The 22331-nt window shown below is 60.0% G+C and carries 22 protein-coding genes and 1 pseudogene; 9 read left to right on the top strand and 14 right to left on the bottom strand.

Annotation, left to right across the window (positions count from 1 at the left end):
* Positions 1 to 248 precede the first annotated feature (248 nt).
* The 3 genes from paoA to paoC are packed head-to-tail and all read left to right on the top strand — an operon-like array spanning position 249 to position 4033.
* On the top strand, positions 249 to 884 hold the full coding sequence (paoA, locus tag EV130_RS06605; RefSeq protein ID WP_074065714.1) for an aldehyde dehydrogenase iron-sulfur subunit PaoA: 636 nt from the start codon (positions 249 to 251) through the stop codon (positions 882 to 884).
* Positions 881 to 1831 carry an FAD binding domain-containing protein gene (locus tag EV130_RS06600; protein ID WP_132659698.1) on the top strand — a complete coding sequence of 317 codons (951 nt, stop codon included), beginning with the start codon at positions 881 to 883 and terminating at the stop codon, positions 1829 to 1831. The genes paoA and EV130_RS06600 overlap by 4 nt, the downstream gene beginning before the upstream one ends.
* A gap of 3 nt (positions 1832 to 1834) precedes the next feature.
* On the top strand, positions 1835 to 4033 hold the full coding sequence (gene paoC, locus EV130_RS06595; protein ID WP_074065084.1) for an aldehyde oxidoreductase molybdenum-binding subunit PaoC: 2199 nt from the start codon (positions 1835 to 1837) through the stop codon (positions 4031 to 4033).
* Between the two features lie 350 nt (positions 4034 to 4383).
* Here the strand turns inward: paoC and EV130_RS33225 are convergent, their stop codons facing one another.
* Both EV130_RS33225 and EV130_RS06585 read right to left on the bottom strand, forming a co-directional pair.
* The gene (locus tag EV130_RS33225; RefSeq protein WP_420493409.1) at positions 4384 to 4530 is read right to left on the bottom strand and encodes an entericidin domain-containing protein; all 147 of its coding nucleotides are present in this window, start codon (positions 4528 to 4530) and stop codon (positions 4384 to 4386) included.
* A gap of 27 nt (positions 4531 to 4557) precedes the next feature.
* Positions 4558 to 4845 carry a hypothetical protein gene (locus EV130_RS06585; RefSeq protein ID WP_132659696.1) on the bottom strand — a complete coding sequence of 96 codons (288 nt, stop codon included), beginning with the start codon at positions 4843 to 4845 and terminating at the stop codon, positions 4558 to 4560.
* 377 nt (positions 4846 to 5222) lie between these two features.
* Here EV130_RS06585 and EV130_RS33975 point away from each other — a divergent pair.
* The 5 genes and pseudogenes from EV130_RS33975 to EV130_RS06560 all read left to right on the top strand — a co-directional run bounded on the left by EV130_RS33975 (position 5223) and on the right by EV130_RS06560 (position 8006).
* Positions 5223 to 5517, top strand: a pseudogene (locus EV130_RS33975) (PepSY domain-containing protein).
* An 11-nt stretch (positions 5518 to 5528) separates the two neighbouring features.
* Positions 5529 to 6122: a general stress protein gene (locus EV130_RS06575; RefSeq protein WP_074065081.1), complete on the top strand. Its 594-nt coding sequence runs from the start codon at positions 5529 to 5531 to the stop codon at positions 6120 to 6122.
* 269 nt (positions 6123 to 6391) lie between these two features.
* Positions 6392 to 6598, top strand: coding sequence for a KTSC domain-containing protein (locus tag EV130_RS06570; protein ID WP_074065080.1), 207 nt, complete (start codon positions 6392 to 6394; stop codon positions 6596 to 6598).
* Positions 6599 to 6867: 269 nt separating this feature from the next.
* Positions 6868 to 7185, top strand: coding sequence for a hypothetical protein (locus EV130_RS32485; RefSeq protein ID WP_155774566.1), 318 nt, complete (start codon positions 6868 to 6870; stop codon positions 7183 to 7185).
* Between the two features lie 431 nt (positions 7186 to 7616).
* Positions 7617 to 8006 (top strand): RidA family protein, encoded by a 390-nt coding sequence (locus EV130_RS06560; RefSeq protein ID WP_074065078.1) that lies wholly within the window; start codon positions 7617 to 7619, stop codon positions 8004 to 8006.
* On the opposite strand, the gene EV130_RS06555 is transcribed toward EV130_RS06560, so the two are convergent.
* The 6 genes from EV130_RS06555 to EV130_RS06530 form a co-directional block, all read right to left on the bottom strand.
* The gene (locus EV130_RS06555) at positions 8003 to 8584 is read right to left on the bottom strand and encodes an NAD(P)H-dependent oxidoreductase (protein ID WP_074065077.1); all 582 of its coding nucleotides are present in this window, start codon (positions 8582 to 8584) and stop codon (positions 8003 to 8005) included. The genes EV130_RS06560 and EV130_RS06555 overlap by 4 nt on opposite strands.
* Entirely contained in the window at positions 8581 to 9990 is a 1410-nt protein-coding gene (locus EV130_RS06550) for an FAD-binding oxidoreductase (protein WP_132659694.1), read from the bottom strand. Before EV130_RS06550 ends, EV130_RS06555 begins: the two co-directional genes overlap by 4 nt.
* A 1-nt stretch (position 9991) precedes the next feature.
* Positions 9992 to 11305: a cytosine deaminase gene (locus EV130_RS06545; RefSeq protein ID WP_132659692.1), complete on the bottom strand. Its 1314-nt coding sequence runs from the start codon at positions 11303 to 11305 to the stop codon at positions 9992 to 9994.
* Positions 11305 to 12144, bottom strand: coding sequence for an ABC transporter permease (locus EV130_RS06540; RefSeq protein WP_074065074.1), 840 nt, complete (start codon positions 12142 to 12144; stop codon positions 11305 to 11307). The genes EV130_RS06545 and EV130_RS06540 overlap by 1 nt, the downstream gene beginning before the upstream one ends.
* Before the next feature lie 2 nt (positions 12145 to 12146).
* Positions 12147 to 12974, bottom strand: coding sequence for an ABC transporter ATP-binding protein (locus tag EV130_RS06535; RefSeq protein ID WP_132659690.1), 828 nt, complete (start codon positions 12972 to 12974; stop codon positions 12147 to 12149).
* A 73-nt stretch (positions 12975 to 13047) separates the two neighbouring features.
* Complete coding sequence (locus tag EV130_RS06530) at positions 13048 to 14064, bottom strand: ABC transporter substrate-binding protein (protein WP_132551772.1); 1017 nt, start codon at positions 14062 to 14064, stop codon at positions 13048 to 13050.
* A 185-nt stretch (positions 14065 to 14249) separates the two neighbouring features.
* Here EV130_RS06530 and EV130_RS06525 point away from each other — a divergent pair, with 185 nt between their 5' ends.
* A complete protein-coding gene (locus EV130_RS06525; protein ID WP_074065072.1) occupies positions 14250 to 15200 on the top strand; it encodes a LysR family transcriptional regulator in 951 nt (316 codons plus the stop codon).
* 2 nt (positions 15201 to 15202) lie between these two features.
* On the opposite strand, the gene EV130_RS06520 is transcribed toward EV130_RS06525, so the two are convergent.
* The 6 genes from EV130_RS06520 to EV130_RS06495 form a co-directional block, all read right to left on the bottom strand.
* Entirely contained in the window at positions 15203 to 16000 is a 798-nt protein-coding gene (locus EV130_RS06520; RefSeq protein WP_132659688.1) for a creatininase family protein, read from the bottom strand.
* Between the two features lie 294 nt (positions 16001 to 16294).
* Positions 16295 to 17206: an ABC transporter permease gene (locus EV130_RS06515; protein ID WP_074065070.1), complete on the bottom strand. Its 912-nt coding sequence runs from the start codon at positions 17204 to 17206 to the stop codon at positions 16295 to 16297.
* Positions 17203 to 18303, bottom strand: a complete 1101-nt coding sequence (locus EV130_RS06510; RefSeq protein ID WP_132659686.1) for an ABC transporter permease — start codon at positions 18301 to 18303, stop codon at positions 17203 to 17205. The genes EV130_RS06515 and EV130_RS06510 overlap by 4 nt, the downstream gene beginning before the upstream one ends.
* A complete protein-coding gene (locus EV130_RS06505) occupies positions 18300 to 19823 on the bottom strand; it encodes an ABC transporter ATP-binding protein (RefSeq protein WP_132659684.1) in 1524 nt (507 codons plus the stop codon). Before EV130_RS06505 ends, EV130_RS06510 begins: the two co-directional genes overlap by 4 nt.
* 3 nt (positions 19824 to 19826) lie before the next feature.
* A complete protein-coding gene (locus EV130_RS06500; RefSeq protein WP_207900864.1) occupies positions 19827 to 20924 on the bottom strand; it encodes a BMP family ABC transporter substrate-binding protein in 1098 nt (365 codons plus the stop codon).
* 27 nt (positions 20925 to 20951) lie between these two features.
* Positions 20952 to 22331 carry an amidohydrolase gene (locus EV130_RS06495; RefSeq protein ID WP_074065066.1) on the bottom strand — a complete coding sequence of 460 codons (1380 nt, stop codon included), beginning with the start codon at positions 22329 to 22331 and terminating at the stop codon, positions 20952 to 20954.

Raw genomic sequence — 22331 nt, 5'->3', positions numbered from 1 at the left:
ATCTCAGCCCTGTGGGATACTCGGTCCTAGCAGGCCGAGGATCGCAGGAAAAGGCCGGTCGCCTCAGGTGCCGTCTGCCTCTCGACTTTCCGTTAGCCCGGAGAAAGGGCAATTTATGAATCAGATCGATAAGGGCATGCAACTGACAAATCTAATCATCGCTCGATTCTGCCCTATCTAGGCTGCTGGCGCCTTTGCCGCATCGGCTAGACGGCGCTTCAATGAATGAGCGTGAAGTGGAGCTGGACATGCAAATCCCAATCCAACTCGAAATCTCCCGTCGGGATTTACTGATCTCGTCTGCCGCGACCGTCGCGGTCACCGGCGTGGCAGCCGGAGCAGCGGCACAATCTGCGGAGAACACAATGAACTACACGACGAAAATGTCCTTCACCGTCAATGGCGAGAGGCGTACGCTCAACCTCGACAATAGAACGACGCTCCTCGATGCGCTGCGCGAGCACCTCCATCTGACAGGGTCGAAGAAGGGATGCGACCACGGCCAGTGCGGCGCGTGCACCGTCATGGTCGACGGTCGTCGCGTCATCTCGTGTTTGACGCTTGCCGTCATGCATGACGGCGAGCAGATCACGACGATCGAAGGTCTCGGAGAGCCAGGCGACCTCCACCCGATGCAGGCTGCCTTCGTCAAGCACGACGGTTTCCAGTGCGGCTATTGCACCCCTGGACAGATCTGTTCCTCCGTGGCGGTGCTCGAGGAGATCAAGGCAAACATCCCGAGCCATGTCACCGGTGACCTAACCGCACAGGCGTCAGTCACCCCAGCCGAAATCCGCGAGCGCATGAGCGGCAATATCTGTCGTTGCGGCGCCTATTCCAACATTGTCGACGCCATCGTCGAAGTCGCGGGGACAAAAGCATGAGAGCCTTCACCTATGAACGTGCCTCCTCCGTGGAGGCCGCGGTCGGGGCGGCCGCATCCAATCCGCAGGCAAAGTTCATCGCAGGCGGCACCAACCTTCTCGACCTCATGAAGCTCGAAATCGAAACGCCGACGCATCTGATCGACGTGAACGGCCTCGGATTGGACAAGATTGAACCGACTTCGGAGGGCGGACTGCGCATCGGCGCCCTTGTCCGCAACACGGACCTTGCGGCACACGAGACCGTTCGTCGAGATTACGGGCTCCTGACCCGAGCGCTCGTCGCGGGCGCTTCCGGTCAACTCCGCAACAGGGCGACGACGGCGGGAAACCTTTTGCAGCGCACGCGCTGTCCGTACTTCTACGACCCGAACCAGCCGTGCAACAAGCGCCAGCCAGGCAGCGGCTGTTCGGCCATTGGCGGCTTCACCCGCCAGCACGCCGTCGTCGGCACGAGCGACGCCTGCATCGCCACCCATCCGAGCGACATGGCGATCGCCATGCGAGCGCTGGATGCCGTGGTCGAAACGGTAAAGGTCGACGGCAGCATGCGTTTGATCCCCATCGCCGATTTCCACCGCCTGCCTGGTAACACCCCGCATATCGAGACGGTTCTCGAACGCGGCGAGTTCATCACAGGGGTCATCCTCCCACCGCCGATCGGCGGTCGTCACGTCTACAGGAAGGTCCGCGATCGCGCCTCCTACGCCTTCGCACTCGTTTCGGTGGGCGCGGTTATCCAACCCGACGGGACCGGTCGCGTCGCCGTCGGTGGCGTCGCCCACAAGCCTTGGCGCGTCGAGGCGGCCGAAGCCCAGCTGCCGAAAGGAGCCCGCGCCGTCGCCGGTTTCCTTCTCGCCGACGCCCGTCCTACCGAACAGAACCGTTTCAAGGTCGACCTGGTCGCGCGCACGCTCGCAGCGGTCATCTCTCAAGCCAGGGGGTAAGCAATGCAGTTCGACACGCCAGCAACGATGAACCCGATCGACCAGCTCAAGGTCGTCGGCCAGCCAATCCACCGCATCGACGGCCAGCTCAAGACGACCGGCCGGGCGACCTACGCCTACGAGTGGCATGATCCAAATATGCCGTATGCCTACGGCTATCCCTTGGGTGCGGCTATCGCCAAGGGCCGCATCAAATCCATGAATGTCTCTGCCGCGAAAAAGGCCTTAGGCGTCATCGCCGTCGTGACCGCCCTTGAAGTCGGTGAACGGAAGAAGGGCAAGTTCAACACCGCCAAGCTCTTCGGAGGTGACGAAATCCAGCATTACCACCAGGCGATCGCCGTTGTCGTGGCCGAAACCTTCGAACAAGCCCGCGCCGCCGCAGCGCTGGTCGAGGTCGACTATGCCGAAGAAGAGGGCGTCTTCGACCTCACAGAAGCGAAGGAGGCGGCGGTGAGGCCGGACGAGTCCCAGCAGCCGGACTCAGCTGCCGGCGACTTCGATGCGGCTTTCAGGACGGCTCCGATCACGCTCGACGAAACCTACACGACGCCGGACCAGTCCCACGCGATGATGGAGCCGCATGCCTCCATTGCAGCCTGGGATGGCGACGAGCTGAGCGTCTGGACCTCGAGCCAGATGATAGACTGGTGGCGATCAGACCTGGCGACCACCCTCGACGTGGAAAAGGAGAAAATTCATCTGATCTCGCCATTCATCGGCGGCGGGTTCGGAGGAAAGCTGTTTCTGCGTGCCGATGCCGTCCTTGCCGCCTTTGGAGCAAAGGCTGCCAAACGACCTGTTAAAGTGGCACTGCCGCGTCCGTTCATGGTGAACAACACGACCCACCGCCCGGCGACCATCCAGCGTATCCGCATCGGCGCGGAGCGCAACGGCAAGATTATCGCGATCGGCCATGAAAGCTGGTCAGGCGATCTTGAAGGCGGTCAGCTCGAAACGGCCGTCAACCAGACCAGGTTGCTCTACGCCGGCGCCAACCGCATGACGGCGATGCGTTTGGCGAGGCTCGACCTTCCCGAGGGCAACGCCATGCGTGCTCCGGGCGAAGCGCCCGGTATGATGGCGCTGGAGATCGCCATCGACGAGATGGCCGAGAAGCTCGGTCTCGATCCCGTGCAGTTCAGGCTTATCAATGACACCCAGGTCGATCCCGAAAAGCCCGAGCGGCGGTTCTCACATCGCGATCTAGCCGGATGTCTGAAGCTCGGCTCCGAGCGCTTCGGGTGGGCTGCGCGAGGAAGGCCGGGGTCGAAGCGCGAGGGCAACTGGCTGATCGGCTTTGGCGTTGCTGCTGCATTTCGCAACAACCTGCTGCTTCCTTCCGCAGCGCGCGTGCGCCTTGCCCGGGAAGGGATCGTTACCGTCGAAACTGACATGACCGATATCGGAACGGGCAGTTACACCATCATCGCGCAGACTGCGGCCGAGATGATGGGCGTCACCGTCGACAAGGTCGCGGTCCGGCTTGGCGATTCCCGCTTTCCGGTGTCCGCCGGCTCCGGCGGGCAGTTCGGCGGCAACTGTTCGACTTCGGGTGTCTACGCTGCCTGTGTGAAGCTGAGGGAAGCCATAGCCCAGAAACTTGGTTTCAATTCCGACGACGTCGTCTTCGAAGACGGCGAGGTCCGTTCCGGCAACCGCTCGGTGCCGCTGTCGGAGGCAGCGGGCGTCGAGGGATTGGTTGGCGAAGATACGATCGAGTGGGGCAAGCTTTCCGAAACGTACCAGCAATCGACTTTCGGCGCGCATTTCGTCGAGGTGGGGGTGGATGTCGCCACGGGAGAAACGCGCATCAGACGGATGCTGGCAGTGTGCGCGGCGGGACGCATTCTCAATCCGATTACCGCGCGTAGCCAGGTGATCGGTGCGATGACCATGGGAGCGGGCGGGGCTCTTTCCGAAGAACTGGCCGTCGACACGCGTCGTGGCTTCTTCGTCAATCACGACCTTGCCGGCTACGAGGTGCCGGTGCATGCCGACATACCCCATCAGGATGTGATTTTCCTGGACGAGACGGATGTGATGTCGTCACCGATGAAGGCCAAGGGCATCGCCGAGCTCGGGCTTTGCGGCGTCTCCGCCGCAATCGCCAATGCGGTCTATAACGCGACCGGCGTCAGGGTGAGGCACTATCCGATCACGCTCGACAAATTGATCGGCGGCCTTCCAGACGCTGCTTAGCGCAGGCGCTGGTCACGATTGCAACCCCGCCGGGCAACAGCCATCGGCGGCGTTTCGACGCCTTGGCCGCGACCATCGCGGTGAGCATTGCACGACCCTATTCGGCCGCTGCCTCCTGAGAACATCAAGTCTGTAATGGCATCGCCCGAACGATTGAGCCCGAACGATTGAGGTGGATGTGAAGCGTGGCGCCCCGAACCGTCATGCGACACGGGCAGCGTTGACGAGTTGGCCCTCAAGCGTCATTGCGTCGTCAGGACGGAAACAAAATCGCTCCGGTCGGCCGGCTGAATGTCCGACCGCGAATTTGGCCCAGGGGTGGCCGCGAACGGGGCGCCAATCGGGCCCCCTCAGTTCGCCGCCGCTTTGCCGACCCGATTTCCGGCACTCTGGGTGGCATCCACGGTATTGGCAGCATCACGCCCGACGCCGCGGATAGTGTTCCCGCAAGAGGAAAGGGCGAGAACAACGCAGCAGGCGGCGGCAATTCTTGTCATCAGAAACATTGCATCGATCCTCGGAGTTTAAGGCTGTTTGCGATTTCGCGACGCCTTTTGTTGGTCGACATCCTTGGTACTGTCGGAGAGAAATATATCGGTGTGCCGGCGGGCAGCTTCGCGAAGCGCGTTCATCCTCGCAAGCTCGTCTGCCTTGGCACCGGCTACGCCCTGGCCGATTTTCGGAGCCTGGCTCCGGTACTCAATGCCTTTGCCCTCTTGCCGGCGTTCCTTCTGCCCGGCACGCAGGCATAAAGGCCGTCCTCCGTTTTCATTGACACCCTCCCATCGGGCACCTTTTGTTCCGCTGATCATGATGATCTCCTTCCATGAGAGGAGAACTGCCGGGGAGGGCGTGTGTTCCCTGGCGGCGAGAAGAAGTACGGTGCCTGGAGGTCGTTACTGTGGTCATATCAATTCCCGTTCTTGCACGACCAGTTCCTTGACCGAGACGATCAGCGAGCCTTGGTTCACGATTTCGAAAATGTTCGATGGCCTCGGTCGCAGGGATCAGTTTTGCCTCGAGTGCGGCTGAGCTTCGATTTTTGATGATCTCTCCGCTTTCGGCGATGATACCCCGGATCGCCATGCAGGTCTTGCCACAAGCGGCTGGAACTTAAAGCGCACCGTGGTGTTCGGCGGTCATGGATAGGACATGAGATCCGAAACCGATGAAAAACATCATCCTCGTGATGGTGGCCCTTTCGGGACCCCGCGCTCTCGGCATTTGCCCAGACAGCCCCGCTCCCTCGTCGAAGGCAAACACGCCTGCTGTCGTGACCGGGGACAAAAAACCCGGCCGCCCCACTCGAAGGGGCCAACAGCTTTACCGAAGCCCAGGCCAAGGAGCGCATGGAGAATGCAGGTTACACCGATGTCAAGGGCCTAAAGCTCGATGACAAGGGGGTCTGGACGGCGTCGGCCGCCAAGGACGGCAAATCGGTATCGATCGCACTCGACTACCAAGGAAACGTGATCGCCAAATAAGGGAGAGAACAATGAGAACCGTAACTGGACTATTCGATGACTATTTTGACGCGCGCTCGGCCGTGGATGAATTGGAATCGGCTGGCATTCCCTCGGATGATATCAGCCTCATCTCGAACAATGGCGAAAAGGACAAAACCTCTGGCGCAGCCGTAGGTGCGGCGACTGGCGCCGGTATCGGCGCGGCGTTGGGTGGCACCGGCGGACTGCTTGCAGGGTTGGGCCTGATGGCCATTCCAGGCGTCGGGCCTGTCGTCGCAGCGGGTTGGCTGGTCGCGACGGCGGCTGGCGCCGCTGCCGGTGCATTGGCTGGCGGAGCTGCGGGCGGCTTGATCGGAGCCCTCACCAGCTCGGGCGTATCCGAAGAGGATGCTCACCTTTATGCAGAGGGCGTACGTCGGGGTGGGACGCTCGTAAGTGCAAGAGTGGACGAGGGTAGGGTCGGCGAAGTCGAAGCCATCCTGCGCCGCTCCAGTTGGGTGGATCCTGCCGAACGCCGCCGCGCCTATATGGAGGAGGGCTGGACGCGATTCGACGACAGCCTCGATCCCTATAGCCCCGAGCAGATCGAACAGGAACGGAACCGATATCGTGCCTCACTCTAGTGAGCGGGATTGAGGGTACGAATTTTTGAGAAGATTCTGCTCATGATGTCGTGCGACCTGGGACCCTTTTCCGCAAGCTGCGACAAGACGACTGGCGATCGAGCTCGGCTCAAGACCAGGCCTTGTGATGCGTCAGTCGTTGCAACGAGCACATGTGGCACGTGGATCGATGTTACCCGGTCACATGCGGGCTCCCATGGGTGCGCCGCCTTCAGGTGGCAACCTGTGCCAGAAGCGATTGAGTAAGACGGCTGACCGATGGAGGGGCAATGCCTTCGCATTTGATCCGCGAGACCAATTATGACGCGGCGACGCGCACTCTCTCGGTCTGGTTGGTCACCAGCGAGAACCGCTACGACTACGAGGATGTTCCTCCCGAGACATATGAGGCGTTTAGACGGGCCTTTTCGAAGGGACGGTTCTTCAACGCCCATATCCGAAATCGTTTCACATATCGAATTTTCAAGGAGGAGTGAGGTTTTAGCTCCGAGGGTGACGCTGCAGGGTGTGACGACAAGGGTCCGAGCCAATGGTAACTGGACGCCCGTATATGGCAGGTGTTGTCAGCGAGCGTCGGATTGTTGGGCCTAGCGGCCATTTGCACGGCCGACCGTGCCGATCGCAAAATGCAAATTCGTGCCAAACGTGCTGCTCGTTCTCGAAAAACACCTAATGACCAGCAAAGCTCGGATCGGCAGGGGACATTTCCTCATCGGTACATTGCGCACAGGAGTGAGAGCTGCGATTGAGCCCAATTGCGGGCGATCTCTTGAGTTTCTGTCAGTCCGGACAAGAGGGCGCCAATTTCGCCGCTGATTTCAAGATTCGTATCTCTTATCCGGCATTCAACAGTATCAAGCGTTATCGTGGCCACAACTTGACTGTCGAGGGGTGGCGTCTGGAAAAGCGCCTCTGGCTCAGCCTCGCAGGTCAGCAATGCCCGTGCGGTGACCGAGGAGACACCGTTCGAAACGGAACAGAAATCGACCGATTCCACCTGAAACCGGGCTGTTTGATTTGGGCCGACTGGAATCTGTTCGCACAGCTGCAAGGAGGCAATTGACCTGGCAATCCGTGGCCACTCCGGGCTGTCGAGGGCTGATCGGCAGTCTGCTGAGACTGGAGCATAAGACGAAAACGAGATTGCTATTGCAAGGCAGCAAGCTTTGGATCGTCTGGAGTATCGTCCCCTCATTGACCATCCTCATTGGGCCGGAAGGTCGATTTTACGCTACTTGGGTGCAGTCAACAAAGGGTTCCGTTCGATGACCGGACAACAAAAATTGAGGACTGGGCTTCGAAGGCCTGCGGCTTAAGGAGAACGGGGCCAGGCCGCCTCTCCGCCAGCCCATCTGGAATGGCTTGGGACGACGCGGCAGCGATTGGCCCCATGGTCTGTGGTCAACGGTGGATTTTGCCCTTTCGGTCAGAAAGATAAGGTCTTGGAACACGACGGTTTTCGCTTTAACGATAGGTTTCGAACGAGGCACTTCCATGACGAAAGTTTTCAATCCACCGTCGGTCCGCCGACCCTTCGGAAACTATAATCACGGCCTCCTGGTGCCCCCGGGAGCTTCGTTGCTGGTGACATCCGGCCAACTCGGGATCTGCCTTGACGAGACGGTGCCCGGGACTGTGACAGGGCAGGCCGAGATGTGCTTTGAAGCGATTAGGGCTATACTCGAAGAGGCAGAAATGAGCTTTGCCGATGTCATCCGTATTTCGGGATTCGTGACGCGGCGCGAGGATTTCCCAGCTTATATGGCCGTCCGCGACCGCTTTACCGCGGACGTGAAGCCCACGTCGACGCTGATCATCGTCAGTGGCTTCACCCGGCCGGAATTTCTGGTCGAGGTCGAAGTGACGGCTGCTAAAGTTTTCTAGAATCGCTCCATTGCCGTCTTCACCTTGCCAAGGAATGCAGCGCGCGTTTCCGCCGTGCAGTTGTTCATGTCGTAGTGGGCGAGGAAAGTCACAGGCTTCAGCGGGTTTATCTGGGCGCGTAGCACCCGCTTGACGATCTTCTTCGGCGGATTGCCGGCGACGAAGGCGCGAAAAGGCGTGGCGCCGTAAGTCAGGACGGCTGCCAGTTTTTGGATGTGCCGCAGCCGCGATTGCACCTGTCCGTCAACCAGCTCGAAAGATACACCCGGCAGCCACACGCGGTCGAAATATCCCTTGAGGATCGCCGGGAAACCGAAATTCCAAACGGGTGTGACGATGACGAGCCCTTCCGCCTGCTTGAGGCGATCGACATAGGTTTTCACCAGCGCGATATTCTCCGGATATTCGTGATAGACGAGGCGATCGCCACAGGAGAGCACCGGATCGAAGCTTTCCGCATAAAGATCGCAGCCATCGACGCTGTGTCCGGCCGTTGCGAGACTTTCGAGCGTCTGTCGGTAAAGCGCTGCACCGTAACTTGATTTAACCGGATGGGAATGAAGGACGAGAACCCTCATGAAGGCTCCATGATGCTGGCAAGACCCGGGAACAGATAGTTCTTGCCTGCCGAGAAGTCGAAATTGGGGTTCTCCCAGGCAATCATCTTGCCGGGATTGAGCAGGCCCTTTGGGTCCGTTTCATGCTTGAAAGCAAGCTGGATCTTGTCAGTCCGCTTCATGCCGCCCTCCTCCAGCGTATAGCGGTGCGGATTGAAGATCGGGCATCCATGATCCTGATGGATCTGAATGATTTCCTCGAGCCGCTCTTCGCTCGTGTAGCGCACCAGCGGCAGGCCGGAGCACTGGATCTGGCCGTCGAACCTGATGAATTCGAGATGCCCCGGCACTTCATCGCCGAAGATTTCGACCATCTTGCGGACCTTCTCGACATGGTCCGGTCCCGGATACTGGACCTGAAGATAGGTGAAGTTCGGGTCGATCTTCAGCGCACGGAGCGTCGTGTGATTCCAGGCAAGCTCGTAGGCATGCGGAAGACCCCGCATGCTCTCCACCTTGTCGGAACGGAAAATGATCTCGCCGTTCTGCGATGCCGCAAAGGCAAGGAACGCATCCATGGAATGCGGGGCAATCATCAAGACGACGAGTGACTGATCCTTGCGGATGTAGGGCCTGTGGCGGGTGAAATAGTCATGCGGGATCGGGGCGGCAATGGGCGCGATTTCCTTGACCAGGATGCCGTTGCACCGCGCGAGCTTATCGGAGAAGCGGACGGCCGTCATGAAATCGTCGTAACCGACCAGCACGTCCACCCAGTCGTAGGCCGGCGCGAGGGGCATTTCGATCTCGGTGATGATGCCGTTCGTACCATAGGCGTGGCTCACCTTCTGCAGGTCCCAGCCCGTCAGGTCGAGTACCCGCGGTTCTGCTTCCATGGTAACGACGCGCAGCCGCAGGATATTACCGAGGTCGCGCAGTCCACCCCAGGTGATCGAGCCGACGCCGCCGGAGCCGCCAGCAATGAAGCCGCCGATCGTTGCGGTCTGGGCCGTCGACGGGTGGAAGCGCAGTTCCTGGCCGGAATGGGCCTTCGTCTGCTTGTCCAGTTGCGCGATGACGATGCCCGGCTCGCAGATGACGCGCCCAGGATGGATTTCCTTGATCTTGTCCATGGCCGCAAGATTGAGCACGATGCCGCCGGAAAGCGGCATTGCCTGGCCGTAATTGCCGGTGCCGGCGCCGCGCGGCGTTACGGGTACGCCGTGTGCAAAGGCGACCTTCAGCACCTGGATTACTTCGGCTTCGTTTTTCGGCGTAACGACGAGATCAGCGGTCACGTTGTCGAGCTGGGCCTTCAGGATCGGCGAGTACCAGTAGAAATCGCGGCTCTTTTGACGCACGAGCGCAGGATTGTCCTCGATGGCTATGCCTGCAAGCTGCTCTTTGATCTTTTCGTAATCCGGCATGTCAGGCTCCAACGACACTATCGAGTTCACGGTAATCCGGCAGGCTGCGGTCGATCACCTTGCCGCGCCGAAGCACGACGCGGTCAGACTGCGGACGGGAGAGAAATTCGCTCCAGCGCCGGGCGCTGAAGAGGACGAGGTCGGCCGGGCTTCCGGGGGCGATCCGGCCGATATCCGGGCGGCCGACGATCGACGCTGGTGACGTGGTGATGATTCGAGCGGCCGTATCCAGAGGATGATCGAGATGCATGATGCGTACCGCCTCGCGGAAAACCTCGACCGGATCAAGATCGCCATAGGCGTAGAACGGGTCGCGGGTATTGTCGGACGCGACGGCGGTCTCGATTCCGGCTTTGGCAAGCTCCTTGAAGAGCGTCACCCCACGCCATCGTGGCGTGCGGTTCGGATGGCGGTCCTGGAGATACATGTTGCACATCGGAAGCGAGATGATCGACAGGCCGGCCCTTGCGACCAGTTCGACAGTTCGCTGGGCAAGACCGTCGTCCTGTCGGGCGAGCGAGCAGCAGTGGCCTGCCGTGACCTTGCCCTGAAAGCCGTTGCGGATCACCGAGGCGGCGATTGCTTTTAGCGTTTCAGCGCCCGGATCGTCCGTTTCGTCTACATGCAGGTCGACGTCGAGCCCATTGTCTGCGGCGGCACGAAAAAGCCTGTCCAACTGCCAGGCGAGGTCTGGTCCCATCTTCGTGACCCCGCCGAGCAGGCCGCCTTGATTGCGAACGACCGTCACGAGATCGGCGAAATAGGCCGCATCGGTCATCAGTTCCATGGGAAAGAGCGCGACAGCTTGCAGTGCAATCCTGTCCTTCCAGGCCTCCCGCACCTCGTCGAAGACGTCGAAGGAAATCCTGTGCTGCGGATCGATAGAATCGAGATGCGTGCGGATGAGGCTGGTGCCGTGGGCGTAGGCGGAGCGTAGCGAGAATTCCATTCGCATTCTGACGTCTGTGGCGGACCAATGCGCCTCCCGATCGGCGCGCACCGCCTCCAACGCTCCCATGAAGGTGCCGTCGAGGTTGGCGTTGCGGGACCAGATATGTCCCTTGTCGAGATGCGTATGAGCGTCCACGAAGCATGGCCAGGCCATGCCGCCCCTAAGATCGGACCTTGCATAGTCGGCCGATGCTTCGCCTGGTGGCAGAAGGGCTGAAACCAGACCGTCCGTGACGACGATGTCGGCTCGGACGAGACCCTCTTCGGCCGGTGCGGCGTAGCCGCTGACGGCTGCCGCCGGAAGCGTGGCATTGCTCAGCACGAATCGGCCGGCATTCGGAGGTGAGATGAAGGAATAGGTCATCAGTTTTCCCGTTTCAGGCTGCTTTCATGCCAGCGATGCAGGCTGAGCCACGAGATGAAGGACGTGACGGCAAAGATTGCGACGCCGAGCAGCGACAGCATCAGCAACGCCGCGAAGAGTCGGGGTATGTTCAGCCGATACTGGGCCTCGAGCAGGCGAAAGGCCAGGCCGGAACCGGCGCCGGCTGAGCCGGCGGCGAATTCCGCCACAACAGCGGCAATCAGCGCAAGCCCGCCACCGATCCTCAGCCCTGTCATGAAATAGGGCTGGGCTGCAGGCAGCTTGAGATAGAGCAGCGTCTGCCAACGCGTGGCACCGTAAAGTTCGAAGAGATTGATCAGATTGTGATCGACGCTTTTCAGGCCCTGGACCATGTTGGAAAGGATTGGAAAGAAGGCAACGAGGAAAGCGCAGATGAGGAGCGCCACCTGCGTCGATGGTGCGTAAATGAGGATGAGAGGCGATATAGCTACAATCGGTGTTACCTGCAGGATCACTGCAAGCGGGTAGAAGGCGATCTCGATCCACCGGGATTGAACGAGGAAGATCGCAAAACCAACGCCGCCGAACAGTGCCAGCATCAGCGACATGAAGGTGATCTTGGTCGTGACCCAAAGAGCGGGGGCGAGCGTGCCCCAATCCGTGGCAAAGGCATTGGCCACGGCGATTGGTCCGGGCAGAATATAGGGCGGAACACCGGAGAGCTTAACATAGAGCCCCCAAATCAGGACAACGACGGCTATGACGGCGAAGGGTACGGAGATGCGAAGCGCCAAATCACGCCGCTTGGGGTTAGGCCGATTGGGGATCGACGGCGCGAAGGCGTCGGCTGTGTCCATCTTCAACGATCTTCCTTTGCAGCGTTGATTGCCCCGATCAGCGAATGGGAGACCGTTTCGCAGGCGCGCCGGTATTCTTCCGAGGTGCGATAATGCGCGTCGCGCTCGCGGCTCGTCACAAGCGAAAGATCTGCGTGAACCCGGCCGGGGCGCGCCTTCATGACAACGATGCGGCTAGACAGATAGGCCGATTCGAAGACGGAGTGGGTGACGAAGATCACGGTGATGCCCGTCTCCTTCCAGAGCCGCAATACATCGTCGTTCAGCTTCTGTCGGGTGATTTCGTCGAGTGCCGCGAAGGGTTCGTCCATCAAAAGTAGTTTCGGCTTGGTTACGAGCGCACGGGCGATCGAGACGCGCATCTTCATGCCGCCAGAAAGCTCGCGCGGATAGGCGCCGGCGAAATCCTGCAAGCCGACGGTCGCGAGCGCGCTCATGATCTGATCGCTGGCCGCGGCCTTTGAAATGCCGCGCAGCTTCAGCGGCAGATGGACATTGCCGAAGACGTTCTTCCACGGCATCAGCGTCGGCTCCTGGAAGACGAATCCGATATCGCCTTCGGGAAGTCCCTTTGCGTTGATGCGCGAACTTGGCCGGTCGATGCTGCCGGACGTGATATCACCAAGGCCGGCGATGATGCGAAGCGCAGTCGACTTGCCGCAACCCGACGGGCCGAGCAGGCTGATGAACTCGCCAGTCTCGACCGTGAGCGACATGCCGGAAAGCGCGACCGTCCCGCTGGAGAAAACCTTCGAAACGGATTGCATGGCGACCAGCGGCCGTTTGCGTTTTTCAGCCAGCGGCGCCGTCTGGACTTCGGCTAGGGGCATTGCGGGTCTCTTTGTTTGAAGAGGATGCAGCTTGACGCTGGGGCGCGGCAAGCTCTTCACACAGCCCTGTGGCTTACTTTTTCAGCGACATGCCGGTGCCCTTGCAGACGAACTTGGTCGTAAAGGCCTTGGTATAATCCGTGTCTGCCTTGAAGATCTTGATCGCCACCATTTCGTCGAAGAACTTCTTGTAGTGCGCGCCAGTGATGCAGCCGATGCCCTTGTCCATGGCGTCGCCGGATTCAACGATGCCGAATTCCTTCATCTTGGCAATCGAATAGGCGATCTGACCATCCGTCATTTCCGGATTGTCCTTCTTGATCAGTTCATTCGCCTTGCTGTTGTCACTGTAGAGGTAATTGTACCAACCTTCGATCGAGGCATCGACGAAGCGCTGGACGACGTCCGGTTTCGTGTCGATCATCATCTGGGTCGTCGTGATCATCGTGGAGTATGGGGTATAGCCGTTGTCGGCGAGCAGGAACACCTTCGGCTCCCAGCCGGTCTGCTTCTGGATTTCGTAGGGTTCGGACGTCAGGTAGCCCTGCTGGGCAGACCCCTTGTCGGCGATGAACGGTCCAGGATTGAAGTTGTAGGGTTTGTACTGTTCGTCCTTGAAGCCTTTGTAATTGGATTTCATCCACTCGAAGTAGGTCAGGTAACCGTCCTTGCCGAGGAAGAGCGTCTTCAGCTTGGCCAGATCCTCGAAGGTGTCGATGCCGGCATCAGGATGCGCAATCAGCACCTGCGGGTCTTTCTGGAAGATGGCTGCCACATCCACCAAAGGAATGCCTTGCTCGACGGCGGTGATTTCGCCCTGTGAACCGCCCATGTAGAAGTCGATCTTGCCGGATATCAGCAGCGCGCTGTTTGCTGCATTCGGCCCGCCCTGAACGATGGTGACGTCGAGACCATACTTCTCGTAGGTGCCGTCGGCGAGCGCCTGGTAGAAGCCGCCATGCTCAGCCTGCGCCAGCCAGTTGGTGCCATAGCTTACCTTGTCGAGTGCGTGGCCCGGCACGGCCGTGGCAATCGCGGTCCCGAGACCAAGCAATGCGGTGAGTGCAATCTTTTTCAGTGCATTGGACATGTTCGGCTTTCCCCTATGGTGGCAGGGATTGCCCCTGCCGGCATCCCATTTTCTTTATTTGAGCGATTGCGTTGCTCTTTGAAAAGCATCAAAATTCGTGCGCAACGATGCCTTTTTGGCATCTCAAACGGTGCGCGTTCCGAATTTGGGCTGCGTGCTTAAATTTGATGCACCGAGGGCGCGCGATGCTGCATTCCAGGAAGCTTCTCTACATCAACGAAATTGCGCGGTCGGGCTCTATCCGCAAGGCAGCGGCGCGGTTGAACGTCGCTTCCTCTGCCATCAATCGGCAGATCCTGGCGCTGGAAGCGGAAATGGGCGCTCCGCTCTTCGAGCGCCTGCCGCGCGGCCTCAGGCTGACTGCGGCGGGCGAACTGTGCATAGAACACATTCGTGAGGTTCTGAAGAATTACGATCGTTTGGAGGGCCGCATCCGCAGTCTGAGGATGCAGCAGGCGGGCAAGGTGCGTCTGGTAACGACGGTCGGGCTTGCCGCCGGGCCCCTGGCGGAAATCATCAGCCGATTTCAGTTGGAGCATCCGCGTGTTTTCTTCCAGATCAGGAATGATGCCGGCACGATGACGGTCAATCCCGTGCTGTCGGGTGAGGTGGATATCGGCCTCGGCTTCAATATTCCGGCGACACCTGGAATACGCACTCTCGGAACTTTCGATATCCCGATCGGCGTCGTCCTGCCACCTGGCCATCGGCTTATCGGTCCCGGCCCGATCAACCTGACAGACGTGGTGCAGGAACGACTGGTGCTGGCCCAACAGGGCACCAGCCTGCGCGAAGTGATCAATCTTGCCCTCGCGCGGCTCGATGTTCATGTCGAGCCGGTGCTCGAGACTAATGCTTCGGAGATGCTGAAGAAGCTGGTGAAATGCGGGGCGGGGTTATCGATGCTCAATCCGCTCGACGTGATCACCGAGTGCCGAAAGGGGGAACTGGTTTTCCGTCCGGTTGCCGAGCCGCATGCGCGCCAGCAGCCGATGAAGTTGTTTGCCCGTGTGCGTGCGCCGCTGGACGCTGCAACCAGCCTGTTCGTGGAATACCTGCTGGCAGAGCTTGCCGGTCTTGTAAAGGAACTTCAGGTCAAGGGTCACATCACGCCCGACAAGCCGGCAGCCGGTTGACCTTACTTCGTGAAGAGATTTGAAAGAGGATAGTGCTTCAGATCATAGAGCATCTCGATGAAGCCCTTTACTTGATGGCGGCAGATGGCTGCGCCCTTTTCCGCCGTGCCGCGCGAGGCGTCGCCGACGACGCCGTTGGGATTGAGATCATGCGCAATCCACGCCAAAGAATGTGGCGGCAGAGGCTGAATATATTTCGACCGTTCCCGCATCCATTCGGCTTTCGAGGCAAAGTTCTGCGCCTTGTCCATGCGCACTAGGTCCGGCCGGAAATGCAGCATCAGGGAGGTCTCCACCTCGCCGCCGTGAATACCATATTTTGCTTCGTGTTCGCTGATCATGCCTTCCGGATTTCCGAACCGCCCCCACTGCGTCGACAGCACGGCCATCTGGTGACGGACGCGCAGTTCGCGCGCGACGATGCTCATGATGTCGACATTGCCGCCATGCGAATTGACGATCACCATTTTGCGGATGCCAGCTTCCGCGACCTTTGCACCAATCGCTGTCCAGACCTGGATCAAGAGTTCGGCACCAAGCGAAAGCGTACCAGGGCCATAGATATGTTCATTCGCCTTGCCGATTTCCTGTGTCGGCAGGACCAGTATGTCAAGGTCTTCGGGCCGCTCCTTGCGCAACACCGCAAGCATTCCGTTTGCGATTGCGACATCGGTGGCGATTGGCAGATGCGGCCCATGCTGTTCTGTCGACGCGATCGGCAGGATGGCTATCGTCGTGTCGCAAGATAGCGCCGCGAAATCAGAGGTATTGAGCTCGTTCCAGTAAAATGGCATCGCCATTGCCGCATCCCTTCCTTGGCCTTCCCCTATTGAGTAGGGAACCTGCGTGCATGCGAAAAGCATCAATTTGCGCCAATGCCGATGCCTTTTTGCGAGAGGTGCCAGGAGTAGGGTCTAAGCTTGTCCAGGTGGAACTCGGAATAATTTTTTGGACACCGGTTCTCGACCACAATCCGGAGCGAAAATGCGGTCCCGAAACGCGCGCCTTCAGCCAACGGCCGGTTGTGCCGCAACGCAGGTTCATCAGTGGAACTCTCGTTACACCCGAATGTTCAAAAGCCGCTTCGCGTTATGCTAGCGTTCGAAAGGCTCGCCGAGCGATGCGACGCCATTCAGCTTAAGCAGGCGGCGGTCTGCCGAAATGATGCCCAGCACGATAATCGTGACGAGATAGGGCAGGCTCGCCAGCAGTTGTGATGGGACGTCCAGTCCGGCCGCCTGGGCTGCGAGCCCCGTCAGTGACACGGCTCCAAAGAGGCACGCGCCTAGAAAGATCCGACCCGTGAGCCACGTCCCGAAGACCACGAGGGCGATTGCGATCCAGCCACGACCGGCGATCATCCCATCGGCCCAAAGCGGTGTGTAGACGACTGAGGCGTAGGCGCCGGCAAACCCTGCCATCGTTCCGCCGAAGGCGATAGCGGCGAAGCGGACGGCGATGACTGAATATCCGACAGCATGGGCGGCTTTGGGATTTTCGCCGATCGCCCGGACGACAAGACCGGCCTTCGTATAGGCAAACATCGCCCAGATGGCGAATGTTGCGGCAAGGGAAAGCCAGACGACGGCATCTTGGATGAAAAGGTGGCCGATCACTGGAATATCGGAAAGCCAGGGAAAGGCGAACTTTGGAAGCCCCCTGACCGTAAGGCTTTCATAAGTCTTGCCGAAGAGCGCCGAGAGGCCCTGGCCGAGAATGCCGATCGCAAGGCCTGTCGCTACCTGGTTTGCACGAAGTCCGACCGCGACGACGGCAAATACGATTGAAAGTGCGGCGCTGCCGAGACCGGCGGCGACGAAACCCAAAAGATGGCTCCCACCATGATAGACGATGATGAAGGCCAGCACCGCACCGAACGCCATCAAACCCTCGGCGCCGAGGTTGAGAACCCCGGCTCGCTCGACCACCAGCTCGCCGAGAGCTGCAAGCAGGAACGGTGTCGCAGCCGCGAGCATGCCGGCAAGGATGAATTCGATGGCGTTCATGGCTGGCTCCGGTAGACGGAAAGGCGCCATTCGAGACGGTACCGCACGAAGGCGACGGCGATGAGATAGGCGACGAGGAGACTGCCTTGAAATACGCGGACCGCGGCAATCGGCAAGTTTGCCGACACCATGGCATTGTCCCCCCCGATGTAGAGCGCCGCCATGAACAGTGCAGAGCCCATGATCCCGATTGGATGCAGTCCGCCGAGATAGGCGACGATAATAGCCGCATAGCCATAACCCGTCGAAATCGAGCGCTGCAACTGGCCGAGGGGACCGGCAACCTCGGCTGCGCCAGCAAGCCCTGCGGCGCAGCCGCCAATGAGAAGGGAAAGCCAGATCGCCCGGCCTTCATTGAAACCGGCGTAGCCGGCGGCACGCGGCGCGAGGCCGACGACCTGGAGCCTATAGCCGGCGAAGCTCTTCTGCATGAAGATCCACGCCGCCATCGATAAGACGATCGTCAGGAGCAGGGAAACGTTGATGCGGGTGCCGGAGATCAAGATCGGCACCATCGCGTCATACTGGAACATCACAGACTGAGGAAAGTTAAACCCGTTGGGATCCTTCCAGGGACCAAGCAGCAGGTAGTTGAGCAATTGCGCGGCAACGAGGCTCAGCATCAGGGAAACGAGGATCTCGTTCGCATTGAGCCTGACGCGCCACAAGGCCGTTAGCGATGCCCATGAAGCACCACCGAGTGCGCCAAGGACCAGCATCAGTGGCCAAATCCATTGACCCGTCGCCTGCGGCAACCATACGGGGATGGCCGAGGCGAAGATCGCACCCAGAATGAACTGGCCCTCCGCACCGATGTTGAAGACCTTGGCGCGAAAGCCGATCGCCAGGCCCTGCGCGATGAGGAGAAGGGGGCCCGTCTTCAGCATGACTTCCGACAACGACGCCCAGGAGAGGAAGGGTTCGAGGAGCATCGCGTAGAAGACGGCGATCGGATCACGGCCCATCAACACGTAGAGTCCGAGATTGAAAATGGTAGCCACCCCCAGCGCAACGGCAGGCGCAAGCAAGGTGGCGGTCAGCGAGGCGCGCTCCCGACGGACAAGGGTGGGAAGGATAGCTGCAAATAAAGCCCTCATGCCGAAGCCTTCTCCTGCGAAGAATGCGCACCGATCATATATCGGCCGATGTCCTCCGGCCGCGTGTCCCGCGTAACGAGAGCCGGGCTCAGCACGCCGTGGTGCAACACCTGAATGAAATCGCAGAGTTCGAAAAGCTCTTCGAGTTCCTCTGAAATGATGAGGATCGCCATGCCTTCGTTACGCAGCCCGACAAGCCGCCTGCGGATGGCCGATGCTGCGCCGATATCGACGCCCCATGTCGGCTGTGCAATGAAAAGCAGTTTGGGAGACAGCATGATCTCTCGGCCGACGATGAATTTCTGCAGATTGCCGCCAGAAAGAGAGCCGGCTTCGACCCCTGGGCCGGGCGTGCGGACATCGTACTGGCGAATGCACTCATTGGTGAATGTCATCGCCTTCGGCTCGTCGACGAGACCGTAACGGAGAAGGTTGAGCGGATGAGCGGTCAGCAGGCTGTTTTGGGTAAGTGACATTTCGGGTACGGCGCCACGCCCAAGCCGGTCTTCGGGAACGAAGGCAAATCCAAGCTGTCGGCGAGCAGCCGCATTGAGCGTGCTCACGTCCTTTCCCATCATGTAGATCCGCTCACACTGTTCTCCTGGCAGGACCACTTCGCCGGAAATGAGCGAAGCAAGCTCGCTCTGCCCGTTGCCGGAAATTCCGGCTATGCCAAGGATTTCGCCCGAACGAACCGTGAGGCTTAAAGTGGAGAGCGGCATGGCAAAGGGGTCATCCGGCCGATAGTCGAGGCCAATGATCTCAAGCCGCTTTTCCCCGCCAGAAATGGGCAACGCCGGCAGGGGCTCCGGCATGTCGCGGCCGATCATCATACGGGCCAGGTCATGAGCATCGTGTTTTCGCGGATCCACATGCCCGGTAACGCACCCGCCGCGCAGAATGGTCGCCCTGTCGCAGATCGCGCGGATTTCCTCCAGTTTATGCGAGATGAAGAGAATGGAGACGCCACCGTCGCGCAGGCGACGCAATGTCTCGAAGAGTCTCTCCACTGATTGCGGCGGCAGGACAGAGGTCGGCTCGTCGAGGATCAGCAGTTTCGGGTTTGTCAGCAGACAGCGGATGATCTCCACCCGCTGCCGCTCGCCGACGGAAAGCGTGTGCACATGGGCAAGCGGATCGACTTCGAGCCCGAAGTCGCGCCCGAGCTTGCCGATGGCATCAGCAAGTTCGGCTTTCCGGCCCGGAACGACCAGTTGCGTGTTCTCCACCACCGTCAGGGTCTCGAACAGCGAGAAGTGCTGAAAGACCATTCCGATGCCCTTGCGCCTCGCCTGCGCAGGGGATGCGAGGCTCAAAGGTTCTCCTTCCCAGATAACGGCTCCGCTGTCCGGTTGTTCGACGCCATAGATCACCTTCATCAGTGTCGATTTACCCGCCCCGTTTTCTCCGAGGACTGCATGGATCGACTTGGGGGCCACGTCCAGGTCTATGGCTTGATTGGCCCGGTTCTGGCCGTAGCTCTTGGAAATGCCGCGCAGCGACAGGAGCGGAACAGTCATGGCTCACTTCGGCAGAGGCGTCGTGACACCCTTGACGTGCCAATTCATGGCGACGACCTCGCCATCGGTGAGCGTTGCACCAGACGGTGCCGCATCGCTGCCATCGGCCTTGGTGATCGGCCCTGTGAAGGGCGTGAAGCTGCCGCTGGCGATCTTCGCCTCGATCTCCTTGATCTTCGTCATGGCGTCGGCCGGGATATCCGGATTCCAGTCTGCAACCTCGACGACCTTTTCAGCGACGCCGAGGAAGGCATTGCCGCCTTTGAACGTGCCGGCGATATGAGCGTCCACCGAGGCCTTGAAGAACGGCGACCAGTCGGTGGCGACACAGCCGAGATAGGTCTTGGCCGCGTACTTCTTCATCGACGAGTTGAGGTTGAACGCGTAAACGCCAGCTTCCTCGCAAGCCGAGATGACCGACGGCGTGTCCTGCGCATTGGAAAAGATCACATCGCACTTCTGCGCCATCAGCGCCTTTGCGGCTTCCTGCTCCTTGGCCGGATCGAACCACGAGTTCACCCACACGACCGACACTTCGATATCCGGTTTCACCGACTGAGCACCGAGCGTAAAGGCGTTGATGGACGTGATCAGTTCGGGAATGGCAAAGGCGGACACCGAGCCTAGCTTGCCGGTCTTGGAGAGCGCAGCTGCTGCCATGCCAAGCAGATAGGTTCCCTGAAAATATTTGGCTGCGAAGGGCGAAAAGTTCGGTGCTACCTGGAAACCGGAGGCATGCAGCACGGTGACCGCCGGATTCCGGCGGGCAATCTGCAGGGCACCGTTCTGATAGCCGAAGGAGCCGGCGATCAGGAATTTGTTTCCGTCGGCAACCGTCTTGTTCATGATGCGGTCGGCATCCGGACCCTCCGGAATGTTCTCGATGACCGTGACCTTTACTTTGTCGCCGTACGCGGCCTTGACGGGTTCGAGACCGGCGGCAAGGGCGTGTCCCCAGCCAACGTCGCCGACCGGCGAGGGGATCACGAGGGAAATGCCGAGCGGCTCGTCGGCTGCCATGGAAGTGCGGCCGCCAAGCGCGCCTGCGAGGCCGGAGGCGGCAACAGCCTTCATCAATGTTCTGCGGGTGAGGTTTTTCAGCATGTTCAGTTCCCTTATTTTCCTTTTTTAGAATTCCACAGTTGCGAGTGCAGCCTCGGCTTCGGAAAACAGCGCCAGTTCATCGAGCCCGATGAACTCGCCCTTGGCCCAGACGATGCGTCCGTTGATCATTGTCATGTCGGTCGGCATTCCGACGCCTACTTTGGCAATCAGGCTCAGCGGGTCATGCCGCGTGCCGATGTAATCCATGCGCCGGGTGTCAATTGCAAACAGGTCGGCGGCCATGCCCGGAGCAAGCCGGCCGATATCCCGGCGGCCGAGGAGGGCTGCCCCGCCGGTTGTCGCATAGCCGAGAAAATCGACCGGAGGCGGGACGGGATGCGCGCGTGTCGAGGCTGTCAAACACTGCAGCATGTAGGCGGAGTGCAAGCAATGCATCAGGTTTGAATTGTCGTTCGAGGCGGCTCCATCGCAGCCGAGTCCGACACGGAGACCGAAGGCCGACATGGCGGGAATATCGGTGACCTCGGCGCCGACCAGATAGACCGGCTCGGGGCAGTGGGAGACACCGGTGCCGCTTGCCGCCATCATGCGCAGTTCGTCATGGGTGAGTTCCCAGCAATGGGCATAAAAGGTATCGGGACCGGCAAATCCGAGTTCTTCGCAGTAATCGACCGTCCTCATGCCGTGTCGAGCCTCGATGACGGGGCTTTCGCCTTCGCCGACATGGGTATGGAGCTGCACGCTGCGGTCGCGGGCCAGCGCTGCTGCCTCGACGAATGTCTCTCTATAGCAGTTGACCGGCTGGCAAGGCGCGACCACGACCTGCCGCATGCTGAAGGGGTTTGCATCGTGGTAAGTGTCGATCAGGCGCGCGCAGTCGGCGATGAATTCGTCCGTCGTCTCCAGCATGGCGTCCGGGATGGTCGAACCTTCGGATTTCGGCAGCGTGTTGCCACCGCGGCCCGCATGAAAGCGCATGCCCAGCAGCTCGGCTGCCTCGAACTGACGGTCGATCAGTTGCTTGCCAGCTCGGCGCGGGAAGCAGTACTGGTGGTCGAAGGCCGTCGTGCAGCCGTGCTTGATCATCTCCGCCATGGCGGTGACGGAGGCATGATAAAAGCAGTCCTCGGTCAGGTGCGAGAAGATTGGATAGATGCGATCAAGCCATTCGATGACCGAAAGCTTCGTCCAGTCGAGCTCCGCCCGGTTGCGCACAAAGCATTGGAAGAAGTGGTGGTGGGTATTGACGAGCCCCGGATAGACGAACCAGCCGGTCGCGTCCTGAGTGATGGTCCCGGCCGGCAGCCCTCCTTTGCGGAGATTTTCGCCGATTGCAACGATCGAAGGACCGTTCGTCAGCAGGTCCACGTTCCGGCACACACGCAGCCCCTCGCCATCGTTGGCGATGACGGCAGCACAATTCGTCAGGAGATGACCGCCCAA

The sequence above is a fragment of the Rhizobium azibense genome (assembly GCF_004342325.1).
Classification (GTDB): domain Bacteria; phylum Pseudomonadota; class Alphaproteobacteria; order Rhizobiales; family Rhizobiaceae; genus Rhizobium; species Rhizobium etli_B.
Note: the sequence above shows the minus strand (reverse complement) of the source record. Positions and strands in the feature narration are given on the sequence as shown.

Excerpts from the sequence above, each read along its gene's own strand:
- paoA (WP_074065714.1), top strand. The coding sequence starts at position 249 with ATGCAAATCCCAATCCAACTCGAAATCTCCCGTCGGGATTTACTGATC.
- EV130_RS06600 (WP_132659698.1), top strand. The coding sequence starts at position 881 with ATGAGAGCCTTCACCTATGAACGTGCCTCCTCCGTGGAGGCCGCGGTC.
- paoC (WP_074065084.1), top strand. The coding sequence starts at position 1,835 with ATGCAGTTCGACACGCCAGCAACGATGAACCCGATCGACCAGCTCAAG.
- EV130_RS33225 (WP_420493409.1), bottom strand. The coding sequence starts at position 4,530 with ATGACAAGAATTGCCGCCGCCTGCTGCGTTGTTCTCGCCCTTTCCTCT.
- EV130_RS06585 (WP_132659696.1), bottom strand. The coding sequence starts at position 4,845 with ATGATCAGCGGAACAAAAGGTGCCCGATGGGAGGGTGTCAATGAAAAC.
- EV130_RS06575 (WP_074065081.1), top strand. The coding sequence starts at position 5,529 with ATGAGAACCGTAACTGGACTATTCGATGACTATTTTGACGCGCGCTCG.
- EV130_RS06570 (WP_074065080.1), top strand. The coding sequence starts at position 6,392 with ATGCCTTCGCATTTGATCCGCGAGACCAATTATGACGCGGCGACGCGC.
- EV130_RS06560 (WP_074065078.1), top strand. The coding sequence starts at position 7,617 with ATGACGAAAGTTTTCAATCCACCGTCGGTCCGCCGACCCTTCGGAAAC.
- EV130_RS06555 (WP_074065077.1), bottom strand. The coding sequence starts at position 8,584 with ATGAGGGTTCTCGTCCTTCATTCCCATCCGGTTAAATCAAGTTACGGT.
- EV130_RS06550 (WP_132659694.1), bottom strand. The coding sequence starts at position 9,990 with ATGCCGGATTACGAAAAGATCAAAGAGCAGCTTGCAGGCATAGCCATC.
- EV130_RS06545 (WP_132659692.1), bottom strand. The coding sequence starts at position 11,305 with ATGACCTATTCCTTCATCTCACCTCCGAATGCCGGCCGATTCGTGCTG.
- EV130_RS06540 (WP_074065074.1), bottom strand. The coding sequence starts at position 12,144 with ATGGACACAGCCGACGCCTTCGCGCCGTCGATCCCCAATCGGCCTAAC.
- EV130_RS06535 (WP_132659690.1), bottom strand. The coding sequence starts at position 12,974 with ATGCCCCTAGCCGAAGTCCAGACGGCGCCGCTGGCTGAAAAACGCAAA.
- EV130_RS06530 (WP_132551772.1), bottom strand. The coding sequence starts at position 14,064 with ATGTCCAATGCACTGAAAAAGATTGCACTCACCGCATTGCTTGGTCTC.
- EV130_RS06525 (WP_074065072.1), top strand. The coding sequence starts at position 14,250 with ATGCTGCATTCCAGGAAGCTTCTCTACATCAACGAAATTGCGCGGTCG.
- EV130_RS06520 (WP_132659688.1), bottom strand. The coding sequence starts at position 16,000 with ATGGCGATGCCATTTTACTGGAACGAGCTCAATACCTCTGATTTCGCG.
- EV130_RS06515 (WP_074065070.1), bottom strand. The coding sequence starts at position 17,206 with ATGAACGCCATCGAATTCATCCTTGCCGGCATGCTCGCGGCTGCGACA.
- EV130_RS06510 (WP_132659686.1), bottom strand. The coding sequence starts at position 18,303 with ATGAGGGCTTTATTTGCAGCTATCCTTCCCACCCTTGTCCGTCGGGAG.
- EV130_RS06505 (WP_132659684.1), bottom strand. The coding sequence starts at position 19,823 with ATGACTGTTCCGCTCCTGTCGCTGCGCGGCATTTCCAAGAGCTACGGC.